Below are 26,506 nucleotides of genomic sequence, written 5' to 3'. Positions count from 1 at the left end.
GTGTCCGAATCTTCCGCCAAGCGCAACGCGGTGATCGAGTTACTGCGGATCTCCCCCGTCGCCGACGAGCTCGCCAGGATGTTCAGCGAGGCGGGCCACCGCTTGTACCTGGTCGGTGGCAGCGTCCGGGACGCGATGCTGGGCAGGCTCTCCGACGAGGTAGGCGACCTGGACTTCACCACGGATGCCCGCCCGGAGCAGGTGCTGCGGCTGGTTCGAGGGTGGGCCGATGCCATCTGGGAGACCGGCGTCGAGTTCGGCACCGTGGCGCTGACCAGGCGCGGCACCCAGATGGAGATCACCACGTTCCGTGCCGACCGCTACGACAGGATCGGGCGGCACCCGGAGGTGGTGTTCGGCGAGAGTATCTCCGACGACCTGCTGCGCAGGGACTTCACCGTGAACGCGATGGCGATCGACCTGGTGAGCAAGTCGTTCGTGGATCCGCACGGCGGGCTCCAAGCGCTGTCTCAGGGGGTGCTGGACACTCCGGCGGCGCCCGACGAGTCGTTCGCGGACGACCCGCTGCGGATGCTGCGTGCCGCGCGCTTCACCGCGCAGCTGGGGTTCGCCGCCCAGCAGCGCGTCGTGGATGCCATGACCCAGATGGCCGGGCAGATCGACCGGATCAGCGCCGAGCGCGTGCAGGCGGAGCTGTCCAAGCTGATGACGGGCGAGCATCCCCGCCGGGGTGTCGAGCTGATGGTGGACACCGGGATCGCCGAGTACGTGCTGCCGGAGGTCCCCGGTATGCGTCTGGCGATCGACGAACACCACCAGCACAAGGACGTCTACCAGCATTCGCTGACCGTGCTCGACCAAGCTGTCGAGCTGGAGCGCAAGCACGAGCCCGTGAGCGAGCCGGACCTGGTGCTGCGGCTGGCCGCGCTGTTGCACGACATCGGCAAACCGGCCACCCGCAGGTTCGAACCGGGCGGTGGGGTGAGTTTCCATCACCACGAGGTTGTCGGCGCGCGGATGGCGCGTAAGCGACTGCGCAAGCTGCGCTACTCCAAGGAGATCATCTCCGATGTCTCCCAGCTGGTGTTCCTGCACCTGAGGTTCCACGGCTACGGCAAGGGTGAGTGGACCGACTCGGCGGTGCGCCGGTACGTCACCGACGCCGGAGAGCTGCTGCCGCGGCTGCACAAGCTCGTCCGTGCCGACTGCACGACGCGGAACAAGCGCAAGGCCGCAGCGCTGCAGCGCAGCTACGACGACCTCGAGGAACGGATCGCGCGTATCCGCGCGGAGGAGGATCTCGCGAAGGTCCGGCCCGACCTCGACGGCAACGAGATCATCGAGCTCCTGGGGATCGAGCCGGGCCCGATGGTGGGTAAGGCCTGGAAGCACCTCAAGGACGTGCGGCTCGACCGCGGTCCCCTCGACCGGGACGAGGCCATTGCCGAACTCTACCGCTGGGCCGCCGACCAGGGGTTACGCTGAATGACGCTTTCACTCCCGCTTGTGGAGTGAAAGCGTCATTCAACCCTCCATATGGAGTGAAAGCGTCATTCAGCACACGGCCAGGGCGCCGGTGTCGAGGTGGTGGCCGATGCGGTGCAGTAGCCGCTGTGTCGCGCTCCCCTCCACCCCGGTGGCGTCCCCGGTGGCGTCCCCGGACGGCGGGGAGACGCGGTGCAGGTCACGCCGGACCTGCCACAGCGCCGTCCGTTCGCCGACGCCTGCCTCGGTGCCGAACGACCCGGGGTCACCGAGCAGCTCGAGCCCGAGCCGGGCCGCCGTTGCGGGGTCGGTACCGGTCCAGCGCAGCCGGAGACGGTCACCGTCGTGCGCGTCGACCGCGAACTCCTCGCCGGCCAGCACGCAGTGCGTCGTGAGGTGGAACAGGCACGGCAGCCGGTCGTGCTCGACCGCCTTCGCAGGAAGCCCGTCGACCTCGGTGTCGAAGTCGTCCGGGACCGGCTCGTGCCCGTCAGCCACGAGCATTACGGTGCCGTCCGACGCGGATGTCCTTGCGCTGAGAACCCGGCCGTTCCAGCTCGCGTAGGCACCGTCCGGGTGGGCCGTGGCCCGAACCAGGCGACGCACGCCGGGGAGGCAGCAGCTCGGCGCCGTGGTGGAGGTCGTGAGGCGTGTGCGGAGGTCGGTCCGCCTGCGCGCGAGCCGAGTGAGATCATGACCGGCGTGCGAGCGATCTCCGATGTTGAGCAGGGGTCCCTGTTGGTCGCCGACCCGGGCATGTCGGACCCGAACTTTCGCCGGACGGTCGTATACGTGCTCCACCACAGCGAGGAGGGCACGTTGGGGGTCGTACTGAACCGGCCGAGCGAGGTACCGGTCGACGAGGTCCTGCCGTCCTGGTCCGGGCATGTGGTCGAGCCGCCCTCGGTGTTCGTCGGCGGGCCCGTGGAGCAGGACACCCCGTTGTGCCTGGCCGCGCTGCGGGCCGGGGAGTCCGCAGGCGTCGTTCCGGGGACGATCGGTGTGCGCGGGCCGGTGGCGCTGGTGGTGCTCGACTCGGATCCGGACGCGTTGGTCGACCGGCTGCGCGGGTTGCGGGTGTTCGCGGGTTACGCGGGCTGGGACGCCGGTCAGCTGGCAGGCGAGATCGAAAGGGGTGACTGGCTGACGGTTCCCGCGTTGCCGGGAGATGTGCTGGCCGGCCCGGATACGGACCTGTGGGGGCATGTGCTGCGCAGGCAGGGGGTACCGACGGCGTTGCTCGCGACACACCCGGGTGATCTGCAGCTCAACTGACGGTGGCGGGGGCGTTCCCCGCGGCCTCACCCCGCGCCGCAGCCGCCCGTGCCGCAGGCGCAGCCGCCGCATCCTCCGGCCGGTGCCGGGTCACTGACGGTGGTGGCGGCCCGGTGCCCGAGCATGCCGCCCGCCCCGGTCAGCGCGATCATGCCGAGCACGCCGAGGCCCACGGCGAGCAGTATGCCGAGCGTGTCCGGCATGAGAAACGCCGCGCCCCCTGCGACCACGCCGACACCTCCTGCGGTCATCGTCGGCAGGCCCGCCACCTTGTTTCCCACGCGGAACGCCTCGTCGCTGCGCAGGGTGGCCCACGTGCGCACGCCTGTCCCGCGGTCGCGGGGGATACGGCCGCGCCAACCGAGGTAGCCGCCCCAGCCGGTGAGAACGCCCCCGAGGATGGGGATGAGTGCGAGGAATACCACGAGCCGAGGATAAGCGCGACTGTGCAGGCTGCCGGGGCGCGGGTACACGGGTTAGCCGCGTACGTCACACGCGAGCCGGGCACGGTGCCCGCTGTACCGGTAGCTAGGATGAGTGCTATGGCGAGGACCGGTCTCCTTCCGAGCGGACCGCGCTGACCGCGACGTTCAGCGCGGCGGCCCCTCATGCCCGCCGGGCTGGGGGGCTCAGTCGTATCGGGGATACCGCGACGAGTAACGCACTACCCGCACCCCACCGGGACAGGTGACTGATGAACCGGTCCGTCCATCGGTGAGGTGCGGTAGGAACAGGGAAAGGTTTCTGCGATGAACGAGTCGACCGAGGGCGCGCCGCCACATCGGTACACGGCCGCGGTCGCCGGTGACGTCGAGCGCCGCTGGCAGCAGTACTGGGACGAGCACGGCACGTTCCACGCGCCGAACCCGACCGGTCCGCTCGCCGAGGACGCCGGGGTCCCCGAGGACAAGCTGTTCGTGCAGGACATGTTCCCGTACCCGTCCGGGCAGGGATTGCACGTCGGGCACCCGCTCGGGTTCATCGGCACCGATGTCTTCGCCCGCTACAGCCGGATGACCGGCCGCAACGTGCTGCACACCATGGGCTTCGACGCGTTCGGGCTGCCCGCTGAGCAGTACGCGGTGCAGACGGGCCAGCACCCGCGCACGACCACCGAGAACAACATCGAGCGGTACCTTGCCCAGCTGCGCCAGCTGGGGTTCGGTCACGACACGCGGCGGCGCATCTCGACGATCGACCCGGAGTACTACCGGTGGACGCAGTGGATCTTCCTGCAGATCTACAACTCCTGGTACGACGCCGAGCAGGGCAAGGCCCGGCCGATCGCGGAGCTGGAGGAGCAGTACGAGCGGGGTGAGCGCGCCACGCCGGACGGGCGGGACTGGAGCGAGCTCACCCGCATCGAGCGCAGCGCGATCCTGGACACGCATCGCCTCGCGTATGTCGACGAGTCGCCGGTGAACTGGTGTCCCGGGCTGGGGACGGTGCTGTCCAACGAGGAGGTCACCTCGGAGGGGCGCAGTGAGCGCGGCAACTTCCCCGTGTTCCAGCGCAACCTGAAACAGTGGATGATGCGGATCACGGCCTACGCCGACCGGCTCATCGACGACCTGGACCGGCTGGACTGGCCGGAGAAGGTCAAGGCGATGCAGCGCAACTGGATCGGCCGGTCGCGTGGCGCGACGGTGCACTTCCCGGTGCACGCCGCGGCAACCGAAGCCGGCGACGAGGCTGCCGCGAGCTCGATCGAGGTGTTCACCACGCGTCCGGACACGCTGTTCGGCGCGACGTACATGGTGCTGGCCCCGGAGCACCCGATGGTGGACGAGCTCACGCCGGAGCAGTGGCCCGAGGGCGTGGACGAGCGCTGGACGGGTGGCGCCTCGAGCCCGGCCGAGGCCGTGGCGGCCTACCGGCACGCCGCATCGCTGAAGACCGAGATGGACCGCCAGGAGAACCGGGACAAGACCGGTGTGTTCACCGGTTGCTACGCGGTGAACCCGGTCAACGGGGCTCGAATCCCGGTGTTCGTCGCCGACTACGTGCTGATGGGCTACGGCACGGGCGCGATCATGGCCGTGCCGGGGCAGGACCAGCGCGACTGGGACTTCGCCGAGGCGTACGGGTTGGAGATCATCCGGACGGTGCAGCCGGACGACGACTTCGACGGCGAGGCCTACCTGGGTGACGGCGTGGTCGTCAACTCCGCCAACGACGAGGGCTTCTCCCTCAACGGGCTGGACATCACAGAGGCCAAGGACGCCGTCGTCACGTGGCTGTCCGAGCACGGCTACGGCGGTGCCGACGTGCAGTACAAGCTGCGTGACTGGTTGTTCTCCCGGCAGCGGTACTGGGGTGAGCCGTTCCCGATCGTCTACGACGTCGAGGGCATCGCGCACGCCCTTCCCGAGCACATGCTGCCGGTGGAGCTGCCCGAGGTGGAGGAGTACTCCCCGGCGACCTACGACCCCGAGGCAGCGGAGACCAAGCCGGTGCCGCCGCTGGAGAAGGCCACCGACTGGGTCGAGGTGGAGCTGGACCTGGGAGACGGCAAGCGGCCGTACCGCAGGGAGACGAACACGATGCCGAACTGGGCGGGTTCGTGCTGGTACCAGCTGCGCTACATCGACCCGACGAACTCCGAGCGGATGTGCGACCCGGAGAACGAGCGCTACTGGATGGGTCCGCGGCCCGAGGAGCACGGCCCGGACGACCCCGGTGGTGTGGACCTCTACGTCGGTGGGGTCGAGCACGCCGTGCTGCACCTGCTGTACTCCCGGTTCTGGCACAAGGTGCTGTACGACCTGGGGTATGTCTCCTCCGAGGAGCCGTACCGCAAGCTGTTCAACCAGGGCTACATCCAGGCCTACGCCTACACCGACTCGCGTGGTGTGTACGTGCCCGCCGAGGAGGTCGTCGAGGAGAACGGGCGGTTCTTCTACAACGGCGAGGAGGTCACGCAGGAGTACGGCAAGATGGGCAAGAGCCTGAAGAACGTGGTCACCCCGGACCAGATGGCCGAGGAGTACGGGGTCGACACGTTCCGGTTCTACGAGATGTCCATGGGGCCGCTCGAGGACTCCCGCCCGTGGGCGACCAAGGACGTCGTCGGTGCGCACCGGTTCCTGCAGCGCCTGTGGCGGCTGATCGTCGACGAGAACACCGGCAGGCTGCGCGTCGCCGACGTCGAGACCAGCACGGAGGACCGTAAGCAGCTGCACCGTGCGATAGCGGGGGTCCGGGAGGACTTCGCGGGGCTGCGCTTCAACACGGCAGGCGCGAAGCTCATCGAGCTGAACAACTACGTCACGAAGACCTACTCCGCGGCCGAGGCCACGCCGCGGGAGCTGGCCGAGGCACTGGTGCTGATGATCGCCCCGATGTGCCCGCACGTCGCCGAGGAGCTGTGGCACCGGCTCGGGCACGAGGGGTCACTGGCGCACGGGCCCTTCCCGGAGGCCGATGAACGGTACCTGGTCGACGAGACGGTCGAGTACCCGATCCAGGTCAACGGCAAGGTGCGTTCGCGGGTCACGGTGCCTGCCGATGCCGATCAGGATGCGGTGCAGGCCGCTGCCCTCGCCGAGGAGAAGGTCGCGGCAGCGCTCGACGGCGGCGAGCCGCGCAAGGTGATCGTGGTGCCCGGCAGGCTGGTCAACGTCGTGGTCTAGGCGGACGGGGGCCGGGCGAGCATCCTGGCCCGGCGAGGAGTGCGGCCCGGCCGGGAACCGACCCCACCGTAGTGCGCCGCGCCGTTCACACCCCGTCCGCGAGACCGAGCTCCTGGGCGATGTCGGTGAGCATCGCGTCGAACCACGCGTCAGGGTCGGCGGTGGGCATCGGCACGTTGCCGAACACCTCGAGGGTCACGTGCCCGAAGATCCGGGTCCAGTACTGCACCATCAGGTACGCGATGCCCATGGTGAGCTTGGTGTCGTCGAACCGTTCCTCCGTCGTGCTCGCCAGCAGCTCCAGCAGCGCGGCGCGGAAGGCGGCGACATCGGGGCGCAGCGCACGGGGCACCCGCTCGTCCGGCGGGACGGTGACGTCGTGGACGCTCAGCACCTGCCACACGCTGGTGATGAACACCCTGCCGAACGGTTCGGTCGCCTCGTCCAGCGGTGTCGCGGACCCCGCGACGTCCGCGCGGCGGGAGGCGAAGACCAGAGCGAACTCCTGGGGATGCTTCAGTGACCAGGCGCGGAACCCGCGCAGCGCGGCGAAGAACTGATCGAGTCCGTTCTCCTCACCGGCGGCGGCGATGTGCGCGGTCAGCTCGGCGGCCAGCTCCGTGCAGATGTCCCTGCGCAGGTGCTCGAGGAGGTCGGAGTGCGAGCGGTAGTAGCGGTACAGAGCCGGCGCGGTGATCCCCAGCTCGCGGGCGATCGCGCGGAGCGTGACACCGTCGGCTCCGTACCCGGAGAGCAGGGCGCGGGCGGTCTGCCGGATCTCGGTGCTCATGTCCGACCAGGCGGGGCGTGGCGGTGTCTGTCGCATTATTCTGCTCGGCCCTCGATGGTCGTTCGTGATCGACGTAGACAGGCGCCGCCGACGTCGACCACTCGGGGGGCAACGTGGTCGACGCCGGCGACTCGGTTCGACCGGCGCGCCGGAGGCGTCACCGGACGAATGCGGCCGTATACATACCGACGTCACGGACAACGAGCGACTCCCGTGGCCGATACGGCCATTGAGTGATTCTACTGAAGATGTAAACGTGGCTGGGCCTGCCAGCCCGGGCTGTAGGACGGTTCACCGGCCGGGTTGTTCGGCGCAGCCCTCCTGCTGCCCGGTGGCCGTAGCGCGCCCGCCCGGGTAGTGCGAGGCTGGCGGTCATGTGTGCTCTCGACACGTCCGGTGACCTGTCGCGGGACGCCGCGCTTGTCGTGGTCGGCTCGGCGAACCGGGACGTCACGGTCGAGGTGCGGCGCCGTCCCGGGCCCGGTGAGACCGTGTTCGGCGGGGATACCAGGACGAGTACGGGCGGTAAGGGTGCGAACGTAGCCGTCGCGGCCGCGAGACTGGGTGCCACGGTGGCGATGGTGGGGTCCGTCGGGCAGGACGTTGCCGGTGACGAGCTGCTCTCCGCGCTGCGGGAGGCCGGTGTGGGTACCCGGCTGATGCGGCGGGGGGAGCCTCCGAGCGGCGCCGCGTACATCACCGTGACCCCGGACGGGGAGAACTCGATCATCGTCTCCCCCGGGGCGAACGCGGCGCTGGGTGCCGAGGACGTACACGCCGCGCGGGAGGTGCTGGCCGGGGCGGCTGTGCTGTGCACGGTCCTCGAGGTGCCGCTCGAGGCGGTGCGCGCCGCGGTGCGTTCCGCGGTCGCCTCCGGGGTTCGGGTGGTGCTGAATGCCTCGCCCGTGGTGGCGCTGGATGCCGGGACGATGGCGGCGGCGGACCCGCTGATCGTCAACACCCACGAGGCCTGCTGGTTGCTCGGCCGGGAGGACGACCAGGCAGCGGATCCGGCCGGGTTGGCACGAGAGCTGCGCGCCACCGGCCCGCGCGCGGTGGTGGTGACCTGCGGCGGGCGGGGCGCTGTGGTCGCCGACGGTTCCGGGGAGGTCACCTGGGTGGATGCCGAGCCGGTCACCGTGGTCGACACCACCGGTGCGGGCGACGCGTTCTCCGGGGCGCTCGCGGCGCGGCTCGCGGCGGGCGCCGGGCTGGTCGCAGCCGCCGAGCACGCGGCCAGGGTCGCCGCGATCTCCGTGACCGTGCGCGGCACCCAGGACTCCTACCCCACAGCCGCCGATGTCCCCTGAGCCGCCGGGTGGGAGCCCAAGGTGACATTGGGCTCCTTAGAAGAACCCAATGTCACCTTGGGCTCCCACCCGGCGGGGTGTGCGGCCGGCGCGCGCCGCTACAGGCACCAGCCGCGCTTGGGGTGGCGGATCGTGAGCGAGCCGCCGCGTACCCGGCCGGACAGCACGATCCGCGGTGTTCCCGCCGTGCCGGTCGAGCGCGTCTTGTCCTCCAGCGAGCCGTACTTGATCTCGGTGATCGCGTCGACGTCCGCGGCGGCCTCGGTCGGGATGATGATCAGTACCGAGCCCCACTTGATGTCCAGCTCGAGCTGTACGACCGGGTTGTCGATCCGCGCCTCGGTGAAGTCCAGCTTGGTGCTGCCGTACCGGTTGCGCACCAGTAGCCGCTCGGGCACGTGCCAGCGCCCGTTGCGGGTCAGGCTCGAGTAGTGCGCGGTGAGCTCGAGCCGACGGTCCGGTGCGGCGGTGCCTGCCGGTGTGCCGGACACCCCCGCAGGCGGCGACTCCCGGTGCACCAGGCCGGGCAGGTCGGTCAGCACCGTGTTCAGCTCCGCCCTCGTACGCGCCGCGTAGGCGCTGTCCGCGCGGTCGCTGAAGTCGTCGAGGTTGATGAGTCCCTTACCGGTGGCCTTCTGCAGCAGCCCGACGACGTAGTCCCGCTCGGCGTCGCTGACGCGCAGTTCGCGGGTCGGGACGGAGCCGTCCGTGCCGGGTGTGTCGGTGTCGTTCACGGTCCCGATGCTAGGGCGCCTGTCGCGCGGGCGAATCGGGGAAGACCCGGATCCCGTCCCTGAGCGTGCGCCGCGCCGCCGGGCTGCGCACGGTCAGTCCTCGTCCTGGTCGAAGCCGTGCTCGATGGCGTACCGGGCCAGCTCGACCCGGTTGTGCAGCTGCAGCTTGCGCAGCGTGGACTGCACGTGGTTCTCCACGGTGCGCGGCGAGATGGTCAGTTTCGTCGCGATCTGCCGGGAGCTGAGCCCCTTGGCGACCAGGCGGAGCACCTCGGTCTCGCGGTCGGTCACCTGCGGTGCCGAGTCCGTGCTCGCCGGGGCGTCGGCCATGCGGCGGAACTCGCCGAGCACCAGCCCGGCGAGGCCGGGGGTGAACACCGGGTCGCCTTCGGCCGTGCGCCGCACCGCATCGATCAGTTCCTCGGCGGACGCGGACTTCACCAGGTACCCGGACGCGCCTGCCTTGACCGCTTCGAGCACGTCCGCGTGTTCCCCGCTCGCCGAGAGCACGAGCACCTTCGTGTCCGGCAGCGTTCCGGTGATCTCCCTGGTCGCATCCACGCCGGAGGTCTCACCGAGCGTGAGGTCCATCAACACCACGTCCGGGCGCACCGCACCGGCCGCCCGCACCGCGCCGGGTGCGTCGGAGGCCGTAGCGGGCACCGTGAACCCGCGCTCCTCGAGGTCGCGCGCGACACCGCCGCGCCACATCGGATGGTCGTCGACGACCATGACCGAGAGGGACATATCGCTCATACCTGTGCCCCTTTGCCTGATCGGTTCAGCTCGGCTCGCTCCTGACGGGATGGACGGTCACGCGGGACGCGCAGTTCCCACTCGGTGCCGGTTCCGGGGGCCGTGTCGAGCGTGACGGTGCCACCGAGCTCGTGCACCCGGCCCTTGATCGAGCGTGCGACGCCGAGCCTGCCCTCTTCCTCGGCGCGCTCGAGCCTGCCGGTCTCGATGCCCTGGCCGTTGTCGCGCACGCTGACGACGACCTCGGAACCGAGGTCCTCGACGAGCACCCAGGAACCGATGTCGCTGCCTGCGTGCTTGGCGGTGTTCGTCAGTGCCTCCCGCACCGCGGCCTCGAGTTCATCCACGACGTGGTCCGGCAGCGTCACCTCGCAGGCAGGCGCCGAGATACGCACGGTGGAGGTCGCCAGCATGCGCAGCCGCGCCCCGAGGTCGTCTGAGCCCCGCTCACCCCGCCCCCGACCGAGCTCGGTGCTCGTGCCGATCAGCGAGCGCAGCGCGATCTCCTGCTCACCCGCCAGCTCGCCGAGTTCGGCAGCTTCGCCGCCGACGTCGGCGCCGCGCTTACGGACGCGGGCGAGTACCTGGAGAACGCTGTCGTGGATGGAGCGGGCGATCCGTTCCCGCTCGGCGCGAGCCGCCTCGGCGCGTTCCGCCTCCGAGAGGGCTACCGCGGCGCGCCGGAGGGCCTCCGCCGCCAGCCCGACGACCAGCCCGCTGGCGACGAGCAGCACCCCGTCCCGGACGACGTCGAGATCCACCCGCATCTGCGCGAACCCGGTACCGACCGCGAGGTAGCCCCCTGCGAGGACGCCGCCTGCCGGGCCGAACCGAATGCCCGCGATGACCGGCATCGCCCCGACCCAGACGGTGGTGATCAGCGGTGCCTGCTCCGCGTACATCTGCTCGGTGAGCAGCAGCGGGGAGGTCAGCATCAGGGCACTGGCCAGGACGACGTCGAGGACGACGAGCCAGGCGCGCCGCCAGCTCCCGCGGGTGTAGGCGATGCTGGTCAGCAGCGTCCACACGGACATGGTGCCGAGGACCGTCCAGGCCAGCCACGGTCGCTGGTAGTCGTCGCTGTGCATGGTGACGGCGCCGACGGCGAAGGAGAGCAGGATGGCGCGTAACGCCACCGCTCCCCACCACAACGCGGTGGTCGGGTCGCGGGTCAGGGCGTTCAGGTAGGTGGGCGGGCCGGTCACTGGCGCGGTTCGGGGTCCGGGGGTTCTTCGGTCCGGTCCCCTGCCTGCTCGGGCTCGGGGTGCTCGCTGCCGTGCTGCTTCTTCACCAGGTTCGGGGCGAGCCTGCGGGCGAACTTCGGGATGTGCGGTTGCCGGGGTTCCTCCGGCGTTTCCTGCGTCAGGGACTTCACCCCGGCAGTGATCACCGCGAGCAGCGGCACGGCAAGCAGCGCACCGATGATGCCCGCGATGAACACACCTGCCGTGATCGCCAGTACCACCGCAAGCGGGTGCAACCGCACGGCCCTGCCGAGCAGCAGCGGTTGCAGGATGTTGCTTTCCAGCTGCTGGACGGCGATCACGACGCCGAGGACCACCAGCGCGCCGATCCAGCCGACGGTGACCAGTGCGACCAGTACGGCGACAGCCCCGGTGACGACGGCGCCGACGATGGGGACGAACGCGCCGAGGAACACGAGCGTGGCCAGCGGGATGACCAGGGGAACCCCCACGATCGCCAGGCCGACACCGATGCCGACCGCGTCGACCACGGCGACGATGACGGTGGCGCGCATGAACTTGCCGAGGGTCTCGAAGCCACGCCGACCGGCCAGGTGGACCCGGGCGCGCGCGTAGGACGGGGCGCCGCGCGTCAGGAACGTCCAGATGCGCTCGCCGTGCAGCAGGAAGAACAGCAGGATGACCAGGACGAGCAGGATCCCGGTGACGATCTGCCCCACCACGCCTGCCGTGGAGAGCGCCTGGGTGGTCAGCGATGCCTGGTTCTCCTGGACGAAGCTGACCGCCTGGTCGACGAAGCCCTGGATATCCGCGGTGTCCAGCCCGATCGGCCCGGTCGTCATCCATTGCCGGAACTGGTCGAGGCTTTCGTTGATGTGGTCCTGCATCTCCGGCAGGTTGCGCGTGAACTGCGTGACCACGAAGGCGATCACCCCGCCGAGCAGTCCGAGCCCGCCGACGAGCACGATGCTTCCTGCCAGCTCGCGCGGCATCCGTGCGCGTTCGAGGGCGTCGACGGCTGGGTTCATCAGCGCGGCGAGCAGTAGCGCGATGCTCAACGTGATCACGACGATGGACAGCTCGGCCACGAGCCAACCGAGCACCGCCACCGCCGCAGCGACGACGAGGAAACGCCACGAGAACGCGGCGGCGACCCGGAAGCCCTTGGGGACGAGCTCGGTGACGGCCGCGTTGGTCAGCGAGTCGCCGGAAGGGGCCTGTCCGGGCGTACCCGTGCCGTCGGTGGTCTCGGCGCGATCGCCCTGCTCGTTAGCCGCGCCCGGTGCGGAGTCGTCGCCGGTGGCCTGCCTGGTTCCGGTCCCGGCTGCCTGCGGGTCCTGCACGTCGTCGTCCGCGGTGGGAAGGTTCTTGGTCACAGTGCCACCGTATCGAGCCCGCCGTGCGTTGGCGTGGCGATTCTCGAATTTCCGCGGAGCGTGCGGTGTGCGGGTGACTGTGGCTGCGGTGCGTGCAGGGAGCTGGTCGATCACGTGCGGTAGTAGGTGATGGCAGTGCGTGTTCGTCACACGATCAGGGTCACTGTTCGCGTGTCGCGTGCAAGATCGACGCGGAGTTTGCCACTCTCGACGTGGCGCATCACAAGTGGTGCGTGCGTGGACACTGTGTGCGATCGCCTGCTGGCGGGTTCGCTCGCCGGCCAGCCCGAGGATTCGAGTGGCTGTCGGGGTCGCACACGTCCAGAGTTCGAGTCGAGAGCAAGGAAGTTGCGGTGACCGAGGTGGCTTCAGCGATCGCGAAGCGCGGTATGCGCGTGCGACGTTGGTGCACCCGTGCGCTGATCGTGCTTGGTGGCACGGTGGTGGGCACCGCAGCGGCTTGGACGATCTCGACCGCGAGTGCCGAGTCCGCGAGTCTCGAGCAGTCGGGTCATTCTACGGTATGGACTGTCGAGGACGACGCCGCCGATTCGGACGGCGACCTCCGCGACGTCGGTGAGAAAGCATCCTCCTGGACCCGTTCCAGCCTCGACCGGGTCGCCGACTCGTTGCGCACGGGCGGCGAACCGCACGAGGAGTCCTCCGGCGCCGAGTCGGAAGACGCTTCGGAATCGGACGAGGACGGAGCCGACCGCGGCGACAGCGCCGTGGCCGGGTCGGCCGAGTCCACCGGGTCGGACGGGGCCACACTGCGTAAGCGCGGTGAGCGGACGCAGGACGAGCTCGAGGAGTCGCTGTCGACGACGGCGGACTCGATCGAGGGCCTGCTGCTGTGGCAAGACGATGCCGCCGAGCGGTTCGACCGGCTCGACGGAAGTTCTGACTTGCCGGAGCGGTTCCGTGACTGGTTCCGCCCCGGTGTCGACGACATCGCCGACCTTCCGGGTGGAACGAGCGATCAAGCCGAACAGCCCGAGAATGCCCCTGCCGTCCGGGACACGGACGAGGACGTGGCCGAGATCGTCGACGACGACGCATCAGGCGTCGTGCGCGACGACGCGACCTCGGTGATCGAGAGCGGGGCGGACTCCGTCCCGCGGGACGACGACTCCGTCGGCGCCGGAGCAGGCTCCGCGCTGCACGAGGCGATGGCGCACTCTTCCGAGAGTGGTTCCGCGCCCTCGTCCGTCCCGGCCACAGGAAGCATCGGGTCTGCGCACACGGTGGATCACACACCGCTGACCTCGATCCTGGGTTTCAGCAAAGCCGCGGACGTCGTTGAGACGCACGGCGCGACGGACGGCGCCAGCCGGGTGCCGTTCGAGCCGGGTCAGCAGCCCGGCGTCACACCTGACTGAGGTTATTCACCGCGAGACCGCCGGTCCGAGCGCATGCCTCGCGCTGCGCATCCTGTGACCGCACCGTCGGCCGGCCTCTCCGTCTCGCGTTCATCCCCCCGCGGACATTCTGCGTCCGCAGTTCGCCGGGTGCTGCCCTGCTCGTTCCAGTACCCGATCCCCACCCTCAACGGGAATCTCGAAAGATCTAACGAAGGAGAAAACTACTCATGCAGAACTGGGCGAAGCGTGGATTCCAGACCGCGCTGGTCACCGGTGGTCTGCTGATGCTCGGTACCGGCATCGCATCCGCTGATGAGAATGTCGACCCGGACAAGTCACCGGCGAGCCCGCTGGACGGGTCGATCTCGGTTCCGATCCAGTCCGAGAACAACGCCGTCGCCGTGCTCGGGCAGGACCAGCAGGATCTCCCGGAATTCAACGAGGAGATCAGCACCAAGGACGTCACCGAGCCGGTAACGGACGGACTCAGTGACGCGGGCGCGACCTCGCGTTCCGAGGAGTCCGGCGTCGGCTCGGCACCCGTGCCGACCGGCCAGGTAACCGACGGTGCTCCCGCGGAGGTCGCGGGACCGCTGTCGGAAGTCACCAAGCAGGTCGAGACGGCTACGGCACCGGTCACCGGCCAGACAGGCGCGAACCTGCCGCGCAGCGAGCGTCAGGACTCGGGCGACCAGTTCAACGGCAACCAGATCGCCGCGGACCTCGTCGTTCCGATCCAGTTCAGCAACAACGCGTTCGGGATTCTCGGCGACGCGCACGTCGAGGGCGGCGACTCGTCGCAGTCGACCGACAACTCCCACGAGATCTCGACGAGCGGCCAGGGCGACACGCTGGCCGGTAACGTGATCGACCTCGACTGGGCCGCCCCGATCCAGGTCGCGAACAACGCCGGGTCCATCGGCGGGGACGCGAGCTCGTCGAACAACAACGCGGACCAGGACACCACCAGCGGTGGCGACGTCACCACCGACGGCTCCGACGGGGTGCTGTCCGGCAACGTGCTGGCCGGGCACTGGGCGACGCCGCTGCAGTTCAACAACAACGCCGCCACCTGGGGTGGCACGGCCGAGTCGGACGGCAGCACCAGCGACTCCGAGACCCAGAGCGGCGGCTCCATCGCGACCGACGGTGAGAACGGCGTCGGCTCCGGCAACGCCGGGGCGGGACCGCTGGCGGCACCGCTCGCGCTCAACAACAGCGCCGGCTCGTGGATCGGCAAGGCCGACAGCCACAACCAGGAGAACTCGGTGTCGGCCACCGGCGGGGGCACCCGTCCCGGCATGAACGACATCGACACCTACACCCAGACCAACGGCGACGACAGCGTGCTCTCGGGCAACATCGTCGAGCCGGAGGGTGCGGGCAACGGCACCGGCCACGGCATCGCCGGGACCTGGATCGGTACCGCGGCAGCGGGCACCGAGGGCACCAACAGCAACGAGACCGAGACCAAGGCCGGCGCCTTCTCGAACACCTCGGGTGACGAGTCGGTCGGTGGCGGCAACATGGTCGACGCTCCGGTCGCGCTTCCGGTGGAGGCCTTCGGCGTCGGCGGCTCCTGGATCGGTGACGCGGAGGCGGACGCGGAGAACTCCAACTCCGCAGACGCCGGCAGCGGCACCTACACCAGCGGTGTCGACTCGTTCCTCGGCGGTAACAGCGCGCACGCCCCGCTCGCGGGCGCCATCGAGGCGTTCGGCATCGGCGGCAGCTGGATCGGCTCCGGCGAGGGCACCGCGACCGAGGAGAAGAACGTCGAGGCCGGTGGCTACAACGGCACCCGCGGCGAGGACTCGGTCGGTGGCGGCAACGTCGTGCAGACCCCGGTCGCGGCCCCGGTCGAGACCTTCGGTGTCGGCGGTGCGTGGATCGGCTCCGGCGAAGGCTCCGCCGAGGAGACCAAGGTCGTCTCCTCGGGTGGCGACGGCAGCACGATCGACGACGACGCGGTCGCTGGCTCCAACATCATCGCGGCCCCCGTCGCGCTGCCCGCGCAGGGCTTCGGCCTCGGCGGTGCGTGGATCGGCAACGGCCACGGCGAGGCCGAGGGCGACACCACGACGACCGCGGGTGGCAACTACGAGGCCTCCGGTGACGGCTCCACGCTGTCGGCGAACATCGTGCAGGCCGCTGTCTCGGGCCCGGCGCAGGTCTTCGGCATCGGCGGCGTTTGGGGCGGCAACGCCAGCGGCGACGCCGAGAACGTCAGCGAGACAACCGCCGGTGGCGACGCCTCGACGACCGGGGCACAGAGCAACGGCTCCGGGAACATCGCCAACGGCGCACTCGCGCTGCCGCTGCAGGGCCACGGCAACGGTGCGTCCTGGATCGGCAACGCCTCCGGCACCTCGGACAGCGTGACCACCTCCGACGCGGGCGGTAGCGCCGGGACGGACGGCACCGACAGCTCCTTCGGCGGCAACGTGATCTCCGCCCCGTTCGGTGGCTCCGGCGCCCTGTTCGGCAACGCCGCGTCCTGGATCGGCACCGCCGAGGGCGACGGGATGAACGACGTCATCAGCAATGCCGGTGGCGACACCGACACCGCTGGTGACAGTGGCTCGGTGGCAGGCAACGTGCTGAGCGCACAGGGCCTGCCCATCGTGCAGGGCTTCGGCAACGCCGGCTCGCTGGCGGCCACGGCCACCGGCACCGGCTTCAACTACACGGAGTCCACCTCCGGTGGCGACATCACCACCTCCGGCGAGGAGGGGTCGCTGTCCGGCAACATATTCGACGTGCCCGCCGCTGCTGTCGCGCAGGTGTTCGGCAACGCCGCCACGCTGGGTGGCGTCTCGCACGGCACCGGCGACAACACCACCATCGGCACGGTCGGCGGCACGAACACGACCGCCGGTGACCAGGGGTCGCTGTCCGGCACGGACAACCAGCTGCCGCTGGGTGCCCTGGTGCAGGTGTTCAACTTCTCGCTGCCCGCCTTCGGTGAGGCCGTGGGTGTTGGCACCAACACCACGGACATCAACCTCGCCGGTGACGTGCCGCAGATCGACCTCGTGTTGGACGGGGCCGAGATGGGCGCCGCCGAGCTGCCGCGTATGGACGGAGCCGAGATGGGCCGTTCGGGTGGTCCCGCCGGCGCCGCCGTCCCGATGCCGCTGGAGGACCCCGGCTTCGGGCCGGGCCAGCTGAGCCCGATGCTGCAGCCCCAGGCGATCGACGGGCTGCCCACGTCGCGTGCGCGCGACCTGGACGCCGCTCCGGCGACGGCCGGGCAGGACCTGACCGCGCTGGACGCGGTGCCTGCCGAGGACGTGACAAGCGGCCTCGAGGCCGACCAGGCGGACTTCCTCGCGCCGAGCCAGGGTGACCTGTCGGGGCTCGAGGTCATGGCCGACAGCGGCCCCGCCATGGTGACCGACTCGCCCGCGGTGCCCGCTCAGGAGCGCTCGGACGTCCCGGCGGCCCCGGCCGTCCCGGCTGCTCCGGCAGCCCCTGCCGTTCCGAGTGACGCCGAGATGTTCGACCTCGACGTCGACGAGGGCAACTTCGGGGAGCTGGACGCGATCTTCCAGGAGGCCCTGGGCGCCAGCCAGCAGCACCCGATCCACATGGAGGGCTGAGGGCCCTGCGTGCTCGTTCGATAACCGAATAGGAAGCTAGTTCTCTCGGGGTGTATTCGGGCCGGGCCGAGCGGTGACAGTGCCGCTCGGCCCGGCCTTTCTCGTCGCTAGGTATCCAGCCAGGCGAGCTGGACGTGGCCGATCAGCGAATGCACCTCGAGTACACGCTCGGCGGAGTCCGCAGAGTGGATGGCGCGGTCGTAGGCGGAGCGGTAGAGCGTGCCCCCGGTGGGGAACTCGATCCCCCAACCGAGCACGGGGGCATGTGGGTCCCTGCGGTAGGTGCCGTAGATCGCGAACAGGCGCGGGCGGTCCTCGTGCGCGATCGCGGCGAGCTCGTTGAGGAGCTCGGGATCGGGGGTGGCCGGTGCGTGGCCGTTGGCACTGGGGTGGTCGTCGGAGCAGGTCATGGCTACTCCTTGATTGCCGGTTGCTCGACATATTAGTGAGAAAGTTTCTCAGTAAGCAAGTGTTAGAGTACATCTTATGGATATTCCCTCGGATCCGGAGCTGTTGAAGACGCAGCTGGGCATCGAGCTGCGGAGGCTCCGCGAGGAGGCGGGGTACCCGGCGGCGGAGGCATGCAAGGCCATCGGTGCCCAGACCCCGAAGCTGTCCAAGCTGGAGAACGGCAACCAGACGGCCGACCCGGACGACATCCGCAAGCTGGCCGAGTTCTACGAGGCCACCGGGGAGCAGCGGGACTACCTCGTCCGGCTGGCCGAGGCGCAGCCCAAACGCCGTCGCCGCAAGCGCACCGGACAGCGGGATGCCGTGCCCGACTGGTTCCGTCGCTTCCTCGCCCTGGAGTGGGACGCCACAGAGATCCGGACGTACGAGATCGACCTGGTGCCAGGCCTGCTGCAGACCGAGGACTACGCCCGCTCAACCATCACGGCCTGGGAGCCGGAGGCTGATCCGCGCCTGATCGAGCAGCAGGTGGAGACCCGGATGAACCGGAAGTCCGCGTTGAAACGCAATGGCCGGCCCTCCTTGCGACTGGAAGTAGTGCTCTCCGAGGCGGCGCTGCGTCGGGTGCAGGGCAGCTGGGAGATCATGCGCGAGCAGCTGCGGTACCTGCTGGCGGCATCGAAGCGGCCCAATATCACCATCCGCGTGCTGCCCCTGGATGCACCGGATCGCATCACGATGCCGTCCCCGTTTCAGCTGTTCCGGCTCGAAGAGCAAGGCCTCTCGACCGTGTACCTGGAGGACCTGTTCGGTGCCACCTACCTCAAGGAGCCGGAGGAGTTCACCCAGTACAGCGTGGTGTTCGGGCGCCTGCGGGCCGACTCGCTGGACCCTGACGCCTCCCGCGAGCTGCTCGATAGGATGGTGACGTCGTACTCTTAACGCGCCACCGGAAGGGGTGTGTGATGGCTACCCCGAATTTCACCCGAGCCACGTGGATCACGAGCAGTTACAGTGCTGGCAACGGCGGCAACTGCGTGGAGGTCGCGTTGACTGCGCGGGTGCCTTCCGTCGGAGTGCGCGACTCGAAGGACCGCGATGCCGGTTACCTGGCTGTCCCCTCCTCCGCCTGGCGTGCGTTCCTGCGAGGCGTCACGCCCTCGTAAGCCTGCGCGAGCCCCGAGGTCGGCGGAAGCACTGCGCCGTCCGGGTGGCGGGCGCGCGTACTGGGGGTGTAGTGGTCAGGTGAGATCGAAGGCGCTGCGGATCGCCTCGGCCAGGCCGGGTTCTTGCCGCGGCAGGAAGTAGCCGACTTGGCGTCCGAGCGTCGTGGCGGGAACCGTGACGATGTTGTCGCAGCTGACCACGCAGTCGTGGTCGAGCCCGTTGTCTGGCCCCACCGGCACCTCGGTCGACAGCCCGCGGGTTGTCGTGGTGATCGGGGCGACGGTCACCCGCGTGAGGTGCGGGCGCACAAGTTCGCGAGTGAGCACCAGCACGGGGCGGGACTTGTCCAACTGCGCGATGTGGATAGGCCGCATCAGCCCAGGTCATCCAGGGGGGTCTGGGCAGCGAACCGCGCGAGGTCGTCCAACTCGGCATCCGGGCCTGTTCGCGCCAGGATGGCGGCGTCCCGAGCGGCGATCTCCCGACGTCGTTCCCGCTCAACTGCCTGGCCCACAAGCTCGGCCCTGCTTGCGGCCTCGCCGTGCGCTACGGCCTCGTCGATGAATTCCACCAGCTCGTCAGGAAGCCGTATCGCTATCTGCCTTGTCATACCGCTATGGTACCCATTGCGGGATTCAATTGCGAATCCGCGTTCAGCGGACTCGGTGTGCGCGACTCGAAGGACCGCGACGCCGGTCCTCGCCGATCCCTCCCCCGCCTGGCGTGCGTTCCTGCGGGGCGTTACGCCCTCGTAGGCCTGCGCGCAGGTCTTGTCCTGTCTGTGCACATCACGGCTGGGCCCGCGTGGTGACGGCGGGACTTCCGATTCGACCAAGCTGGATGCCGAACGTGGCTGCGATGATGTGGCTGTGATCAGCAGAATCATTTCCTACGCAGGCGGAGACGATCTCGCCGCGTCCCGCGACTTCTACGTCGAGGTGTTCGGGCTCGAGGTCGCCATGGAAGACCCGGTGCTGGGCTTGCGAGCGCCGACCAACCCCACGGCACAGGTCATCGTGCCGCCACGCGGGATGGAGGATCCGCCGCCCCGATTCGGGATCGACGTTGGTGATCCGGCAGCGGTCGATGCGGCCCACGCCGAGGTCGTGCGCCGCGGCTCGCGTGTCGTCTACCCGCTCACCGACGAGCCCTGGGGTGTACGCCGCTTCTTCGTGGAGGATCCCAGCGGCACAGTCGTCAACGTGCTCGCACACCTGCCCTGACCGGACGCCCTGGGTCTCCCACGGGCCCAGGGCTGGTGAGGTTGTATGGCGCGGGAGCCTGCTGCCCGGTAGGGGCCACGCCGGGGCGGTGACGGCAAGACGTTAGGTCGTGGAACTCGGCACGCCTCCGGGTGTCGAGAATGTGGCGCCGGCTCCGTCCCAGGGACGAGAGTGGCCACGACGGGCCGCGCGACGAGAAGGAGAACCGCCATGAAGTACCTGCTGCTGAAGCACTACCGGGGTGGCCCGACCCCCGTTGGCGACTGGGTGCCGATGGACAAGTGGACACCGGAGGAAGTCGACGCGCACATACAGTACATGAACGACTTCGCCGCCCGATTGGAAGAGACGGGTGAGTTCGTCGACGGGCAAGCGCTGGCGCCCGAGGGCGCGTTCGTGCGGTATGACGGCGAGGGGCGCCCACCGGTGACCGATGGTCCGTTCGCCGAGACCAAGGACCTCATCGCCGGCTGGATGGTCATCGACGTGGAGTCGTGGGACCGCGCGGTCGCGCTGGCCGGGGAGCTGTCCGCCGCTCCAGGGGCAGGCGGCGAGCCGATCCACGAGTGGCTCGAGGTGCGCCCGTTCCTGTCCGAGCAGCCCACGGTGACCGAGTGAACGAGTCGCTGCTTCGGGAGCTGGTTCCTGCGGTGATCGGTGTCCTCGTCCGGCGCGGAGCCGACTTCGCGCCGGCCGAGGATGCCGTGCAGGAAGCACTGATCCGTGCGCTGGAGACGTGGCCGGACGATCCACCGCGTGATCCGAAGGCGTGGCTGGTCACGGTCGCGTGGCGCAAGTTCCTCGACGCCGCCCGTGCCGAGGCGTCGCGGCGGGGACGTGAGCTTGATGTGGAGGTCGAACCCCCGCCCGGCCCGGTGCCCGCCGCGGACGACACGCTCCGGCTCTACTTCCTGTGTGCGCACCCCACACTGCCTCCCGGCCCGGCCGTCGCCCTGACACTGCGCGCGGTCGCCGGCCTGACCACGCGGCAGATCGCGACGGCGTACCTCGTCCCCGAGCCGACCATGGCGCAGCGGATCAGCCGGGCCAAGCGGCGGATCGCGGGGCTGCGGCTCGACCAGCCCGGCGACCTGCCGACGGTGCTTCGGGTTCTCTACCTCGTGTTCAACGAGGGGTATGGCGGGGACGTCGACCTGGCTGCCGAAGCGATCCGCCTCACCCGCCACCTTGCCGCCCTGACCGACGAGCCCGAGGTCGCGGGGCTGCTCGCGCTCATGCTGCTGCATCACGCGCGTCGCGAGTCTCGCACCGGTCCGGGCGGTCGTTTGGTGCCGCTCGCCGAGCAGGACCGATCGCGCTGGGACACCGGCCTGATCGCCGAGGGGGTGACGATCCTGCAGACCGCGCTGGCCCGCGACCGGCTGGGCGAGTACCAGGCGCAGGCCGCGATCGCCGCCCTGCACGCGGACGCGCGGAGCACCGCCGAGACGGATTGGGTACAGATCGTGGAGTGGTACGACGAGTTGCTGCTCCGCACCGACAGTCCGGTGGTGCGGCTCAACCGCGCGGTGGCCGTCGGCGAGGCCGACGGGCCGCAGGCCGGCCTGGCGGCGCTGGCTGACGTGGACCCCAACCTGCCCCGTTACGCCGCGGTGACGGCATACCTGCACGAACGTGCCGGCGACCTCGAGCACGCCGCGGAGCTGTATGCCGAGGCCTCCCGCGTCGCGACCAGCGTGCCGGAACGTGACCATCTCACCCGCGAAGCCGCACGGGTGCGGCAACTGTTGCGGCCCTGAGCGGGAGGGCTCCGACCAGTGCTTTCTCGCTCAGCTGGTTAGTACGGTGACGGTCTCACTCAGCGGTGGCCAAGCGTTCGTTTCCTTGCACGAGGCACCTCATCGCACTCGGTAAGCGACCGAGCGGTGGCGGATGTCGAGAACCATGATCGCTCGCGAGATCTCGTCGATCTCGTACAGTACGCACCAGTCTCGTGCGAGCCGTGCGCTGTATATGCCTGCCAGTTCCTCGCCCAGTGGCTTACCGATGCGGCGGGGATGATCGCGGAGAGGGCCGGTGATGAGGTCCGCGGCGGCCACCGCTACGCCTTCCGGAAGCTTCTGCGTAACGGCGCGACGTGCCGCGTTCGACCACAGGACCTCGTACGGTGACGCGTTCACGCGCTGTGTGCACGACGCTTGTCGAGCGCGGCCAGCACTTCGTCAGTGCTGTAGACCTCACCGCGCGCCACCTGTTCTCGGGCATCGGCCAGGGCACGGAGAGTTTCCGCGTCCGCTTTGATCTCGGACGTCTCCCGCCTGGACAGGTATGCCTCGATCGCGAGTACCATGGTTTGCTGCACGCTGCGGCGATCCTCCTCTGCCGCGGCACGCAGCTCGTCCTCGAGTTCGGACGGCAGTCGCAAGGTCATGGCCATACCATAATGGTATCATTTCGCACCATTTTGGTATCATCTAAGATGCGGCGTTCGGCGTGGATGACGTTGCAGCCACGGCAGCTGCTACCCATGCGAACAAGTGGGTTGCGCTGCGTAGTGGGGTGTGCTTCCGTCGTGATGCGCGCCCGTAGGCGCAGGTGACGGTGAGGGGGACGCCGATGGCGGAAGGCGATGGACTGCGGCCGTTCGATCGCACCACGCTCGTGCTGTTCGAGGACCTGTCCGGCCGTGCGGTGGAAGAGCTGTACGTGCTCACCGGCGCGGACGGTGCCCTGGAGCTGCGCCAGACCCCGCAGGGCGAGATCGTCTTCGTCGCGTTCACCAGCTTCACGCGCCTGGCGACCTCGTGCGGTGCCGGGCAGCCGCATGCGCGGCCGAGCTTCGCCGAACTGGAACGGGTGGTTGAGGCGATCCGTCCCACCGTGTTGGTGGGCCTGGACGTGTGGCTGCCGGAAGGTCACCGGTATCCGGAGCCGGACCCCCGGGCGCAGGAACCTTTGGAGCGCATCGAGGAGGTCCCAGCCGGGGACGGTCGGGTGTGGATCCCGAGCAGGCCGGTGCGCAAGGGCGACCGCACGGTCATGGCCGAGCTGCACCCCGACGAGTCGGGTAAGCCGTTGCTCTGCGTGTACACCTCGCTGGACGCGTTGCGGCAGTCGTGCGGTCCGTACCAGGCAGCGGCGGCGATCGAGGCCGACTCCATCGAACAGGTGGCAGACGAGTCCGGCGCACGTGGCGTGGCGATCAACCCCGTGTTGGCGGAGGAGGCGCGACACACGGGCGTAGTGCAGGACTGGAGCCGATAAAGCTACTTATAGGTAACGAGGCAAGTCATGGAAGGCGACGGGTACAGCTACGAAAGTCACGCGCTCCAACTGACGCGGGACCGGTTCCGGCTCGGGGCGAGCACCCTCGATCGAGCGACGCAGGCCGAGGCGAAGTCGGTGGACGCCGGGGCCTCGTCGGACGTGGTGGGTGACGCGATGGCCAGGGTGCAGCAGATCGCTGTCGTGCTGGCGCAGTACATGGACGACACTGCCGACAAGGTGGACCGGGCGGATGGTTCCTACGGCGAGGTGGAGAACACCAACGAAGGCCGATTGCGCTACGAGAAGTACTTCGCCGCCGACGAGCCCCAGTACGGGCCGGGTGCTGTCCCCAGGACGGACGATACGAGTGAGATTCAACGACGGTTGGACGATCCGCTGGAGCACGCACCGGTGGACGAGCGCGGCGCGGATCGCCCAGGCCGGGCACCCGCTCCCGAGGTCGACAATGGCGATGCGGAGCCGGAGACCGATGACGGCTCGTCCGGGCGTTCGAGACCGGCCCACCGGCCGGGAGCAGGCTGATCCGAGGGGGCGCGGGGAGTCATGGCCATCAACACCACGATCAACGGCAGCACGGGAACCTGCCGGGAGGCGGCGGACTGGCTGGGTGACCTGGCCGGGCAGGCCGAAGCCGCTGGCGGCTGGTACTACCGGGGTATCGCTGCCGCCGAGTCGGGGTGGGAAGGTCCGGCTCATGACGCGTTCGCCGTCTCGGTGGATGGGGTCGGGCGCAAGCTGGACGACCTCGACTACACGGCGCGCGAGTACGAACGCGCCTTGCGTGAGTTCGCCGATGCCCTGGACAAGGTGATCGATCGGATGAACTCGGCGCTCGACAAGGCCCGCAGTGGTGGCCTCGAGGTCGAGGAACCGTTCATCAAGGAGCCGAGCGGACCCGGACCGCCACCGGAGACGGCCATCGGCATGGTCAGGCCCGATACGCCGCCGGAGCAGGTACGGATCATCCAGCAGGCGAACGAGGAGTACAACGAGCAAGTCCGCGCGCACAACGCCAAGGTCGACGCCTACAACGAGTGTCTGGAGATCGCCAAGGACGCCCACAACCGGGAGGACGAAGCCCACGCCAACCTCCGCGAGGTCATGGCCGGACCAGAAGACTGGGACATCGATGGCTGGAAGGTGGGGACCACTACGGCCGGCAACGTACTCAGTGCCGTTGGTGGATTGGAGAACGAACGAGCGGCGGCGCTGTCCAGGGCGCAAACGCTTGCGGATGAAGCGAGAGTGCTTCAGAAGTGGGCCACGGGAACCCTACTCAATATGACTGATGCCAGACGCGAGCTGCTGCTCAGTAAAGCCGGTGAGGCGCGCGCAGCGGAGGCTTCCTACCGAGAGCGGGTTGCGGAGTTTCAACGGTATACCGAGAAAGTGCCGGACAAGATTCGAGCAGCCGCAGCCCATTACCCGGGCAAAGGACAGCTACCCCCGGGAAGTGGTCGGGCTGCTTCGGTATTGAAAGGCTTGCCATACGCGTCGAGCATCACGGTCATAGGTACTGAGGCCGTAGGTGCCTTCAAAGGTGAGCAATCCTGGACCCAGGCCGCTGCTCGGTCAGGTGGAACGCTCGCGGGTTCATGGGCAGGTGCCCAGGTTGGGGCTGGGCTGGGAATCATCAACCCTGCGCTTACGCCGCTCGGCATGATCGCGGGTGGTGTTGCTGGAGGATTCGCTGGCGGCCATGTAGTGGAATACTTTGTTCCGGATCCGAGCGACGAGCTGTACGAGCCGATGCCGAACTACGAAACGGTAGAGATCGGGGAGGAGGGTCGTCGATGAGCGAAGGCGCTCGCCAGCAGAGCCAATCGGACTTGCCTCCGCGTCCTGATCCACAGTCGGGCGAGCCGTTTCCCCCGCGTGGTCGAGGGTTTCGAGGTGGTGATCGGCCTGCGGAGTGGGATCGTGATCGTGAGTTGCGGGTGTCGCGTAAGCCGGATCCACCGGTGGGGTCGGGGCCGGTGTTGGTGTGGCACCGTGAGAGTCCTCGGGGGAAGGTAACTGGTGCTGTCGTCGCGTTTGCGATTCTTGTTGTCGCCATGTCGGTGGGGACTTTGTTGCGGTGGGGCGATGCGTTCGAGTGGATGACGGCATGGCCGGTGTGGCTCATTGTGGCTGCCGGTACATACCTGATGTCCCAACCGTTCACATTTCGGGTGTACTCGGCTGGTGCGGACTGGTTTCAGCTGGATGTCATCCGGTGGGGGATCACGACGCGGGATCGAGTGGTACGGCTGTACGAGCTGACCAGAGTCGAGGTCACTTACGCGACGTCAGCGATGCATCTGGCGCTCTCGGACGAGGACGATGGTGTCGATTTGCCGATTCGAGATTTCCAGTGTGATCGGCGGATGTGGGATCTGGTGTATAACGGGATCCTGCATTCGGCCGCTGGTGGGGCGCGGGTGAATCGGAATGCCTGGCGGGAACTGGAGCTGGATCAGGTTGACGGGCTGATCACGCGAGAAGAGTGGGTGCGACGGTCCCTCGAACCAGACAAGAAGGGTCGGTTGAGTGAGGCGCAGCAAGTAGTTCAAGAGCAACTACATGAGGCTCGGGCCGAGGGAGGGCGGATCGCGGACCCTGAGGACCGGGTGCGCACTGCGAACCTCAGCGACGAGGACGTTCGTGAGATTATGCAAGACCCGCAGTTTCGTCGCTATATCGAAATCCTCCGGCTTCCCCAGGACATGCCGCCCGAACGGTTCCGTGCGGAGTTTCCGGTGCTGGTTAAGGACGTTCTCCCGGAGTCATTGCAATGACTCGCGGCGGTCGCCAGGGGCCTGCCGCTGATCTTCCTCCGCGTCCTGATTCGCAGTCGGGTGAGCCGTTTCCGCCTGCGGGGAGGGCGTTTCGGGGTCCGGCTGTGTTGCCGGAGGAGGATCGTTATCGGGATCTTCGGGTGTCGGCCAAGCCGGCTCCGCCCTCGGGGTTGGGGCCGGTGTTGGCGTGGC

27 protein-coding genes are annotated in these 26,506 nt (G+C 68.9%); 15 read left to right on the top strand and 12 right to left on the bottom strand.

Annotated elements, in window-relative coordinates; all coding sequences use genetic code 11:
• On the top strand, positions 1-1,446 hold the full coding sequence (locus CHB84_RS00490; protein ID WP_089299453.1) for a CCA tRNA nucleotidyltransferase: 1,446 nt from the start codon (positions 1-3) through the stop codon (positions 1,444-1,446).
• Positions 1,447-1,515: 69 nt separating this feature from the next.
• Here CHB84_RS00490 and CHB84_RS00485 read toward each other — a convergent pair whose 3' ends face one another.
• The gene (locus CHB84_RS00485) at positions 1,516-1,944 is read right to left on the bottom strand and encodes a hypothetical protein (protein ID WP_141134536.1); all 429 of its coding nucleotides are present in this window, start codon (positions 1,942-1,944) and stop codon (positions 1,516-1,518) included.
• 195 nt (positions 1,945-2,139) lie between these two features.
• On the opposite strand from CHB84_RS00485, the gene CHB84_RS00480 reads away from it, so the two are divergent.
• A complete protein-coding gene (locus CHB84_RS00480; RefSeq protein ID WP_089299451.1) occupies positions 2,140-2,721 on the top strand; it encodes a YqgE/AlgH family protein in 582 nt (193 codons plus the stop codon).
• Between the two features lie 26 nt (positions 2,722-2,747).
• Here CHB84_RS00480 and CHB84_RS00475 read toward each other — a convergent pair whose 3' ends face one another.
• Entirely contained in the window at positions 2,748-3,146 is a 399-nt protein-coding gene (locus CHB84_RS00475) for an SdpI family protein (protein WP_089299644.1), read from the bottom strand.
• 324 nt (positions 3,147-3,470) lie between these two features.
• Here CHB84_RS00475 and leuS point away from each other — a divergent pair, with 324 nt between their 5' ends.
• Positions 3,471-6,353 carry a leucine--tRNA ligase gene (gene leuS / locus CHB84_RS00470; RefSeq protein ID WP_089299450.1) on the top strand — a complete coding sequence of 961 codons (2,883 nt, stop codon included), beginning with the start codon at positions 3,471-3,473 and terminating at the stop codon, positions 6,351-6,353.
• An 85-nt stretch (positions 6,354-6,438) separates the two neighbouring features.
• Here leuS and CHB84_RS00465 read toward each other — a convergent pair whose 3' ends face one another.
• Positions 6,439-7,143, bottom strand: coding sequence for a TetR/AcrR family transcriptional regulator (locus CHB84_RS00465; RefSeq protein ID WP_089299449.1), 705 nt, complete (start codon positions 7,141-7,143; stop codon positions 6,439-6,441).
• A gap of 374 nt (positions 7,144-7,517) precedes the next feature.
• Between CHB84_RS00465 and CHB84_RS00460 the strand changes: the two genes are divergently transcribed.
• The gene (locus tag CHB84_RS00460; RefSeq protein ID WP_089299448.1) at positions 7,518-8,453 is read left to right on the top strand and encodes a ribokinase; all 936 of its coding nucleotides are present in this window, start codon (positions 7,518-7,520) and stop codon (positions 8,451-8,453) included.
• Between the two features lie 98 nt (positions 8,454-8,551).
• Here the strand turns inward: CHB84_RS00460 and CHB84_RS00455 are convergent, their stop codons facing one another.
• The 4 genes from CHB84_RS00455 to CHB84_RS00440 all read right to left on the bottom strand — a co-directional run bounded on the left by CHB84_RS00455 (position 8,552) and on the right by CHB84_RS00440 (position 12,347).
• Positions 8,552-9,187: a DUF1707 SHOCT-like domain-containing protein gene (locus tag CHB84_RS00455; RefSeq protein ID WP_176439723.1), complete on the bottom strand. Its 636-nt coding sequence runs from the start codon at positions 9,185-9,187 to the stop codon at positions 8,552-8,554.
• Positions 9,188-9,280: 93 nt separating this feature from the next.
• Positions 9,281-9,934: a response regulator gene (locus CHB84_RS00450; protein ID WP_089299446.1), complete on the bottom strand. Its 654-nt coding sequence runs from the start codon at positions 9,932-9,934 to the stop codon at positions 9,281-9,283.
• Between the two features lie 5 nt (positions 9,935-9,939).
• Positions 9,940-11,148, bottom strand: coding sequence for a MacS family sensor histidine kinase (macS, locus tag CHB84_RS00445; RefSeq protein ID WP_245818467.1), 1,209 nt, complete (start codon positions 11,146-11,148; stop codon positions 9,940-9,942).
• A complete protein-coding gene (locus CHB84_RS00440) occupies positions 11,145-12,347 on the bottom strand; it encodes an AI-2E family transporter (RefSeq protein ID WP_089299642.1) in 1,203 nt (400 codons plus the stop codon). Before CHB84_RS00440 ends, macS begins: the two co-directional genes overlap by 4 nt.
• Before the next feature lie 530 nt (positions 12,348-12,877).
• On the opposite strand from CHB84_RS00440, the gene CHB84_RS00435 reads away from it, so the two are divergent.
• On the top strand, positions 12,878-13,903 hold the full coding sequence (locus CHB84_RS00435; protein WP_089299445.1) for a hypothetical protein: 1,026 nt from the start codon (positions 12,878-12,880) through the stop codon (positions 13,901-13,903).
• Positions 13,904-14,112: 209 nt separating this feature from the next.
• A complete protein-coding gene (locus tag CHB84_RS00430) occupies positions 14,113-17,487 on the top strand; it encodes a beta strand repeat-containing protein (RefSeq protein WP_089299444.1) in 3,375 nt (1,124 codons plus the stop codon).
• 107 nt (positions 17,488-17,594) lie between these two features.
• On the opposite strand, the gene CHB84_RS00425 is transcribed toward CHB84_RS00430, so the two are convergent.
• Entirely contained in the window at positions 17,595-17,897 is a 303-nt protein-coding gene (locus CHB84_RS00425; protein WP_089299443.1) for a hypothetical protein, read from the bottom strand.
• Between the two features lie 76 nt (positions 17,898-17,973).
• Between CHB84_RS00425 and CHB84_RS00420 the strand changes: the two genes are divergently transcribed.
• Complete coding sequence (locus CHB84_RS00420; RefSeq protein WP_089299442.1) at positions 17,974-18,840, top strand: helix-turn-helix domain-containing protein; 867 nt, start codon at positions 17,974-17,976, stop codon at positions 18,838-18,840.
• Positions 18,841-18,863: 23 nt separating this feature from the next.
• Positions 18,864-19,064, top strand: coding sequence for a DUF397 domain-containing protein (locus CHB84_RS00415; RefSeq protein ID WP_089299441.1), 201 nt, complete (start codon positions 18,864-18,866; stop codon positions 19,062-19,064).
• A gap of 75 nt (positions 19,065-19,139) precedes the next feature.
• Here the strand turns inward: CHB84_RS00415 and CHB84_RS00410 are convergent, their stop codons facing one another.
• Positions 19,140-19,439: a type II toxin-antitoxin system PemK/MazF family toxin gene (locus CHB84_RS00410; RefSeq protein ID WP_089299440.1), complete on the bottom strand. Its 300-nt coding sequence runs from the start codon at positions 19,437-19,439 to the stop codon at positions 19,140-19,142.
• Positions 19,439-19,675 (bottom strand): ribbon-helix-helix domain-containing protein, encoded by a 237-nt coding sequence (locus tag CHB84_RS00405; protein WP_089299439.1) that lies wholly within the window; start codon positions 19,673-19,675, stop codon positions 19,439-19,441. The genes CHB84_RS00410 and CHB84_RS00405 overlap by 1 nt, the downstream gene beginning before the upstream one ends.
• Before the next feature lie 259 nt (positions 19,676-19,934).
• On the opposite strand from CHB84_RS00405, the gene CHB84_RS00400 reads away from it, so the two are divergent.
• From CHB84_RS00400 to CHB84_RS00390, 3 genes are all read left to right on the top strand, one after another.
• Positions 19,935-20,288: a VOC family protein gene (locus tag CHB84_RS00400; protein WP_425432249.1), complete on the top strand. Its 354-nt coding sequence runs from the start codon at positions 19,935-19,937 to the stop codon at positions 20,286-20,288.
• 210 nt (positions 20,289-20,498) lie between these two features.
• Positions 20,499-20,906, top strand: a complete 408-nt coding sequence (locus CHB84_RS00395) for a YciI family protein (RefSeq protein WP_089299437.1) — start codon at positions 20,499-20,501, stop codon at positions 20,904-20,906.
• Positions 20,903-22,048, top strand: coding sequence for an RNA polymerase sigma factor (locus CHB84_RS00390; protein ID WP_089299436.1), 1,146 nt, complete (start codon positions 20,903-20,905; stop codon positions 22,046-22,048). Before CHB84_RS00395 ends, CHB84_RS00390 begins: the two co-directional genes overlap by 4 nt.
• Before the next feature lie 99 nt (positions 22,049-22,147).
• Here CHB84_RS00390 and CHB84_RS00385 read toward each other — a convergent pair whose 3' ends face one another.
• Both CHB84_RS00385 and CHB84_RS00380 read right to left on the bottom strand, forming a co-directional pair.
• On the bottom strand, positions 22,148-22,429 hold the full coding sequence (locus CHB84_RS00385) for a type II toxin-antitoxin system RelE family toxin (protein WP_089299435.1): 282 nt from the start codon (positions 22,427-22,429) through the stop codon (positions 22,148-22,150).
• Positions 22,426-22,686 (bottom strand): hypothetical protein, encoded by a 261-nt coding sequence (locus CHB84_RS00380; RefSeq protein WP_089299434.1) that lies wholly within the window; start codon positions 22,684-22,686, stop codon positions 22,426-22,428. The genes CHB84_RS00385 and CHB84_RS00380 overlap by 4 nt, the downstream gene beginning before the upstream one ends.
• A gap of 179 nt (positions 22,687-22,865) precedes the next feature.
• Here CHB84_RS00380 and CHB84_RS00375 point away from each other — a divergent pair, with 179 nt between their 5' ends.
• The 4 genes from CHB84_RS00375 to CHB84_RS00360 are packed head-to-tail and all read left to right on the top strand — an operon-like array spanning position 22,866 to position 26,314.
• Positions 22,866-23,513, top strand: coding sequence for an SAV_915 family protein (locus tag CHB84_RS00375; protein WP_089299433.1), 648 nt, complete (start codon positions 22,866-22,868; stop codon positions 23,511-23,513).
• A gap of 27 nt (positions 23,514-23,540) precedes the next feature.
• Positions 23,541-24,059 (top strand): hypothetical protein, encoded by a 519-nt coding sequence (locus tag CHB84_RS00370; protein WP_089299432.1) that lies wholly within the window; start codon positions 23,541-23,543, stop codon positions 24,057-24,059.
• Positions 24,060-24,080: 21 nt separating this feature from the next.
• Positions 24,081-25,334, top strand: coding sequence for a hypothetical protein (locus CHB84_RS00365; RefSeq protein WP_089299431.1), 1,254 nt, complete (start codon positions 24,081-24,083; stop codon positions 25,332-25,334).
• Complete coding sequence (locus tag CHB84_RS00360; RefSeq protein ID WP_141134535.1) at positions 25,331-26,314, top strand: hypothetical protein; 984 nt, start codon at positions 25,331-25,333, stop codon at positions 26,312-26,314. Before CHB84_RS00365 ends, CHB84_RS00360 begins: the two co-directional genes overlap by 4 nt.
• Positions 26,315-26,506 lie beyond the last annotated feature (192 nt).

The sequence above is a fragment of the Haloechinothrix alba genome (assembly GCF_900188115.1).
Lineage (GTDB): Bacteria > Actinomycetota > Actinomycetes > Mycobacteriales > Pseudonocardiaceae > Haloechinothrix > Haloechinothrix alba.
Note: the sequence above shows the minus strand (reverse complement) of the source record. Positions and strands in the feature narration are given on the sequence as shown.

What these genes read in the sequence shown, in the direction of transcription:
- CHB84_RS00480 (WP_089299451.1), top strand. Translation starts at nt 2,140, where the DNA reads ATGACCGGCGTGCGAGCGATCTCCGATGTTGAGCAGGGGTCCCTGTTG.
- leuS (WP_089299450.1), top strand. Translation starts at nt 3,471, where the DNA reads ATGAACGAGTCGACCGAGGGCGCGCCGCCACATCGGTACACGGCCGCG.
- CHB84_RS00465 (WP_089299449.1), bottom strand. Translation starts at nt 7,143, where the DNA reads ATGAGCACCGAGATCCGGCAGACCGCCCGCGCCCTGCTCTCCGGGTAC.
- CHB84_RS00460 (WP_089299448.1), top strand. Translation starts at nt 7,518, where the DNA reads ATGTGTGCTCTCGACACGTCCGGTGACCTGTCGCGGGACGCCGCGCTT.
- CHB84_RS00450 (WP_089299446.1), bottom strand. Translation starts at nt 9,934, where the DNA reads ATGTCCCTCTCGGTCATGGTCGTCGACGACCATCCGATGTGGCGCGGC.
- CHB84_RS00430 (WP_089299444.1), top strand. Translation starts at nt 14,113, where the DNA reads ATGCAGAACTGGGCGAAGCGTGGATTCCAGACCGCGCTGGTCACCGGT.
- CHB84_RS00425 (WP_089299443.1), bottom strand. Translation starts at nt 17,897, where the DNA reads ATGACCTGCTCCGACGACCACCCCAGTGCCAACGGCCACGCACCGGCC.
- CHB84_RS00420 (WP_089299442.1), top strand. Translation starts at nt 17,974, where the DNA reads ATGGATATTCCCTCGGATCCGGAGCTGTTGAAGACGCAGCTGGGCATC.
- CHB84_RS00415 (WP_089299441.1), top strand. Translation starts at nt 18,864, where the DNA reads ATGGCTACCCCGAATTTCACCCGAGCCACGTGGATCACGAGCAGTTAC.
- CHB84_RS00410 (WP_089299440.1), bottom strand. Translation starts at nt 19,439, where the DNA reads ATGCGGCCTATCCACATCGCGCAGTTGGACAAGTCCCGCCCCGTGCTG.
- CHB84_RS00405 (WP_089299439.1), bottom strand. Translation starts at nt 19,675, where the DNA reads ATGACAAGGCAGATAGCGATACGGCTTCCTGACGAGCTGGTGGAATTC.
- CHB84_RS00395 (WP_089299437.1), top strand. Translation starts at nt 20,499, where the DNA reads ATGAAGTACCTGCTGCTGAAGCACTACCGGGGTGGCCCGACCCCCGTT.
- CHB84_RS00380 (WP_089299434.1), bottom strand. Translation starts at nt 22,686, where the DNA reads ATGGCCATGACCTTGCGACTGCCGTCCGAACTCGAGGACGAGCTGCGT.
- CHB84_RS00375 (WP_089299433.1), top strand. Translation starts at nt 22,866, where the DNA reads ATGGCGGAAGGCGATGGACTGCGGCCGTTCGATCGCACCACGCTCGTG.
- CHB84_RS00370 (WP_089299432.1), top strand. Translation starts at nt 23,541, where the DNA reads ATGGAAGGCGACGGGTACAGCTACGAAAGTCACGCGCTCCAACTGACG.
- CHB84_RS00365 (WP_089299431.1), top strand. Translation starts at nt 24,081, where the DNA reads ATGGCCATCAACACCACGATCAACGGCAGCACGGGAACCTGCCGGGAG.
- CHB84_RS00360 (WP_141134535.1), top strand. Translation starts at nt 25,331, where the DNA reads ATGAGCGAAGGCGCTCGCCAGCAGAGCCAATCGGACTTGCCTCCGCGT.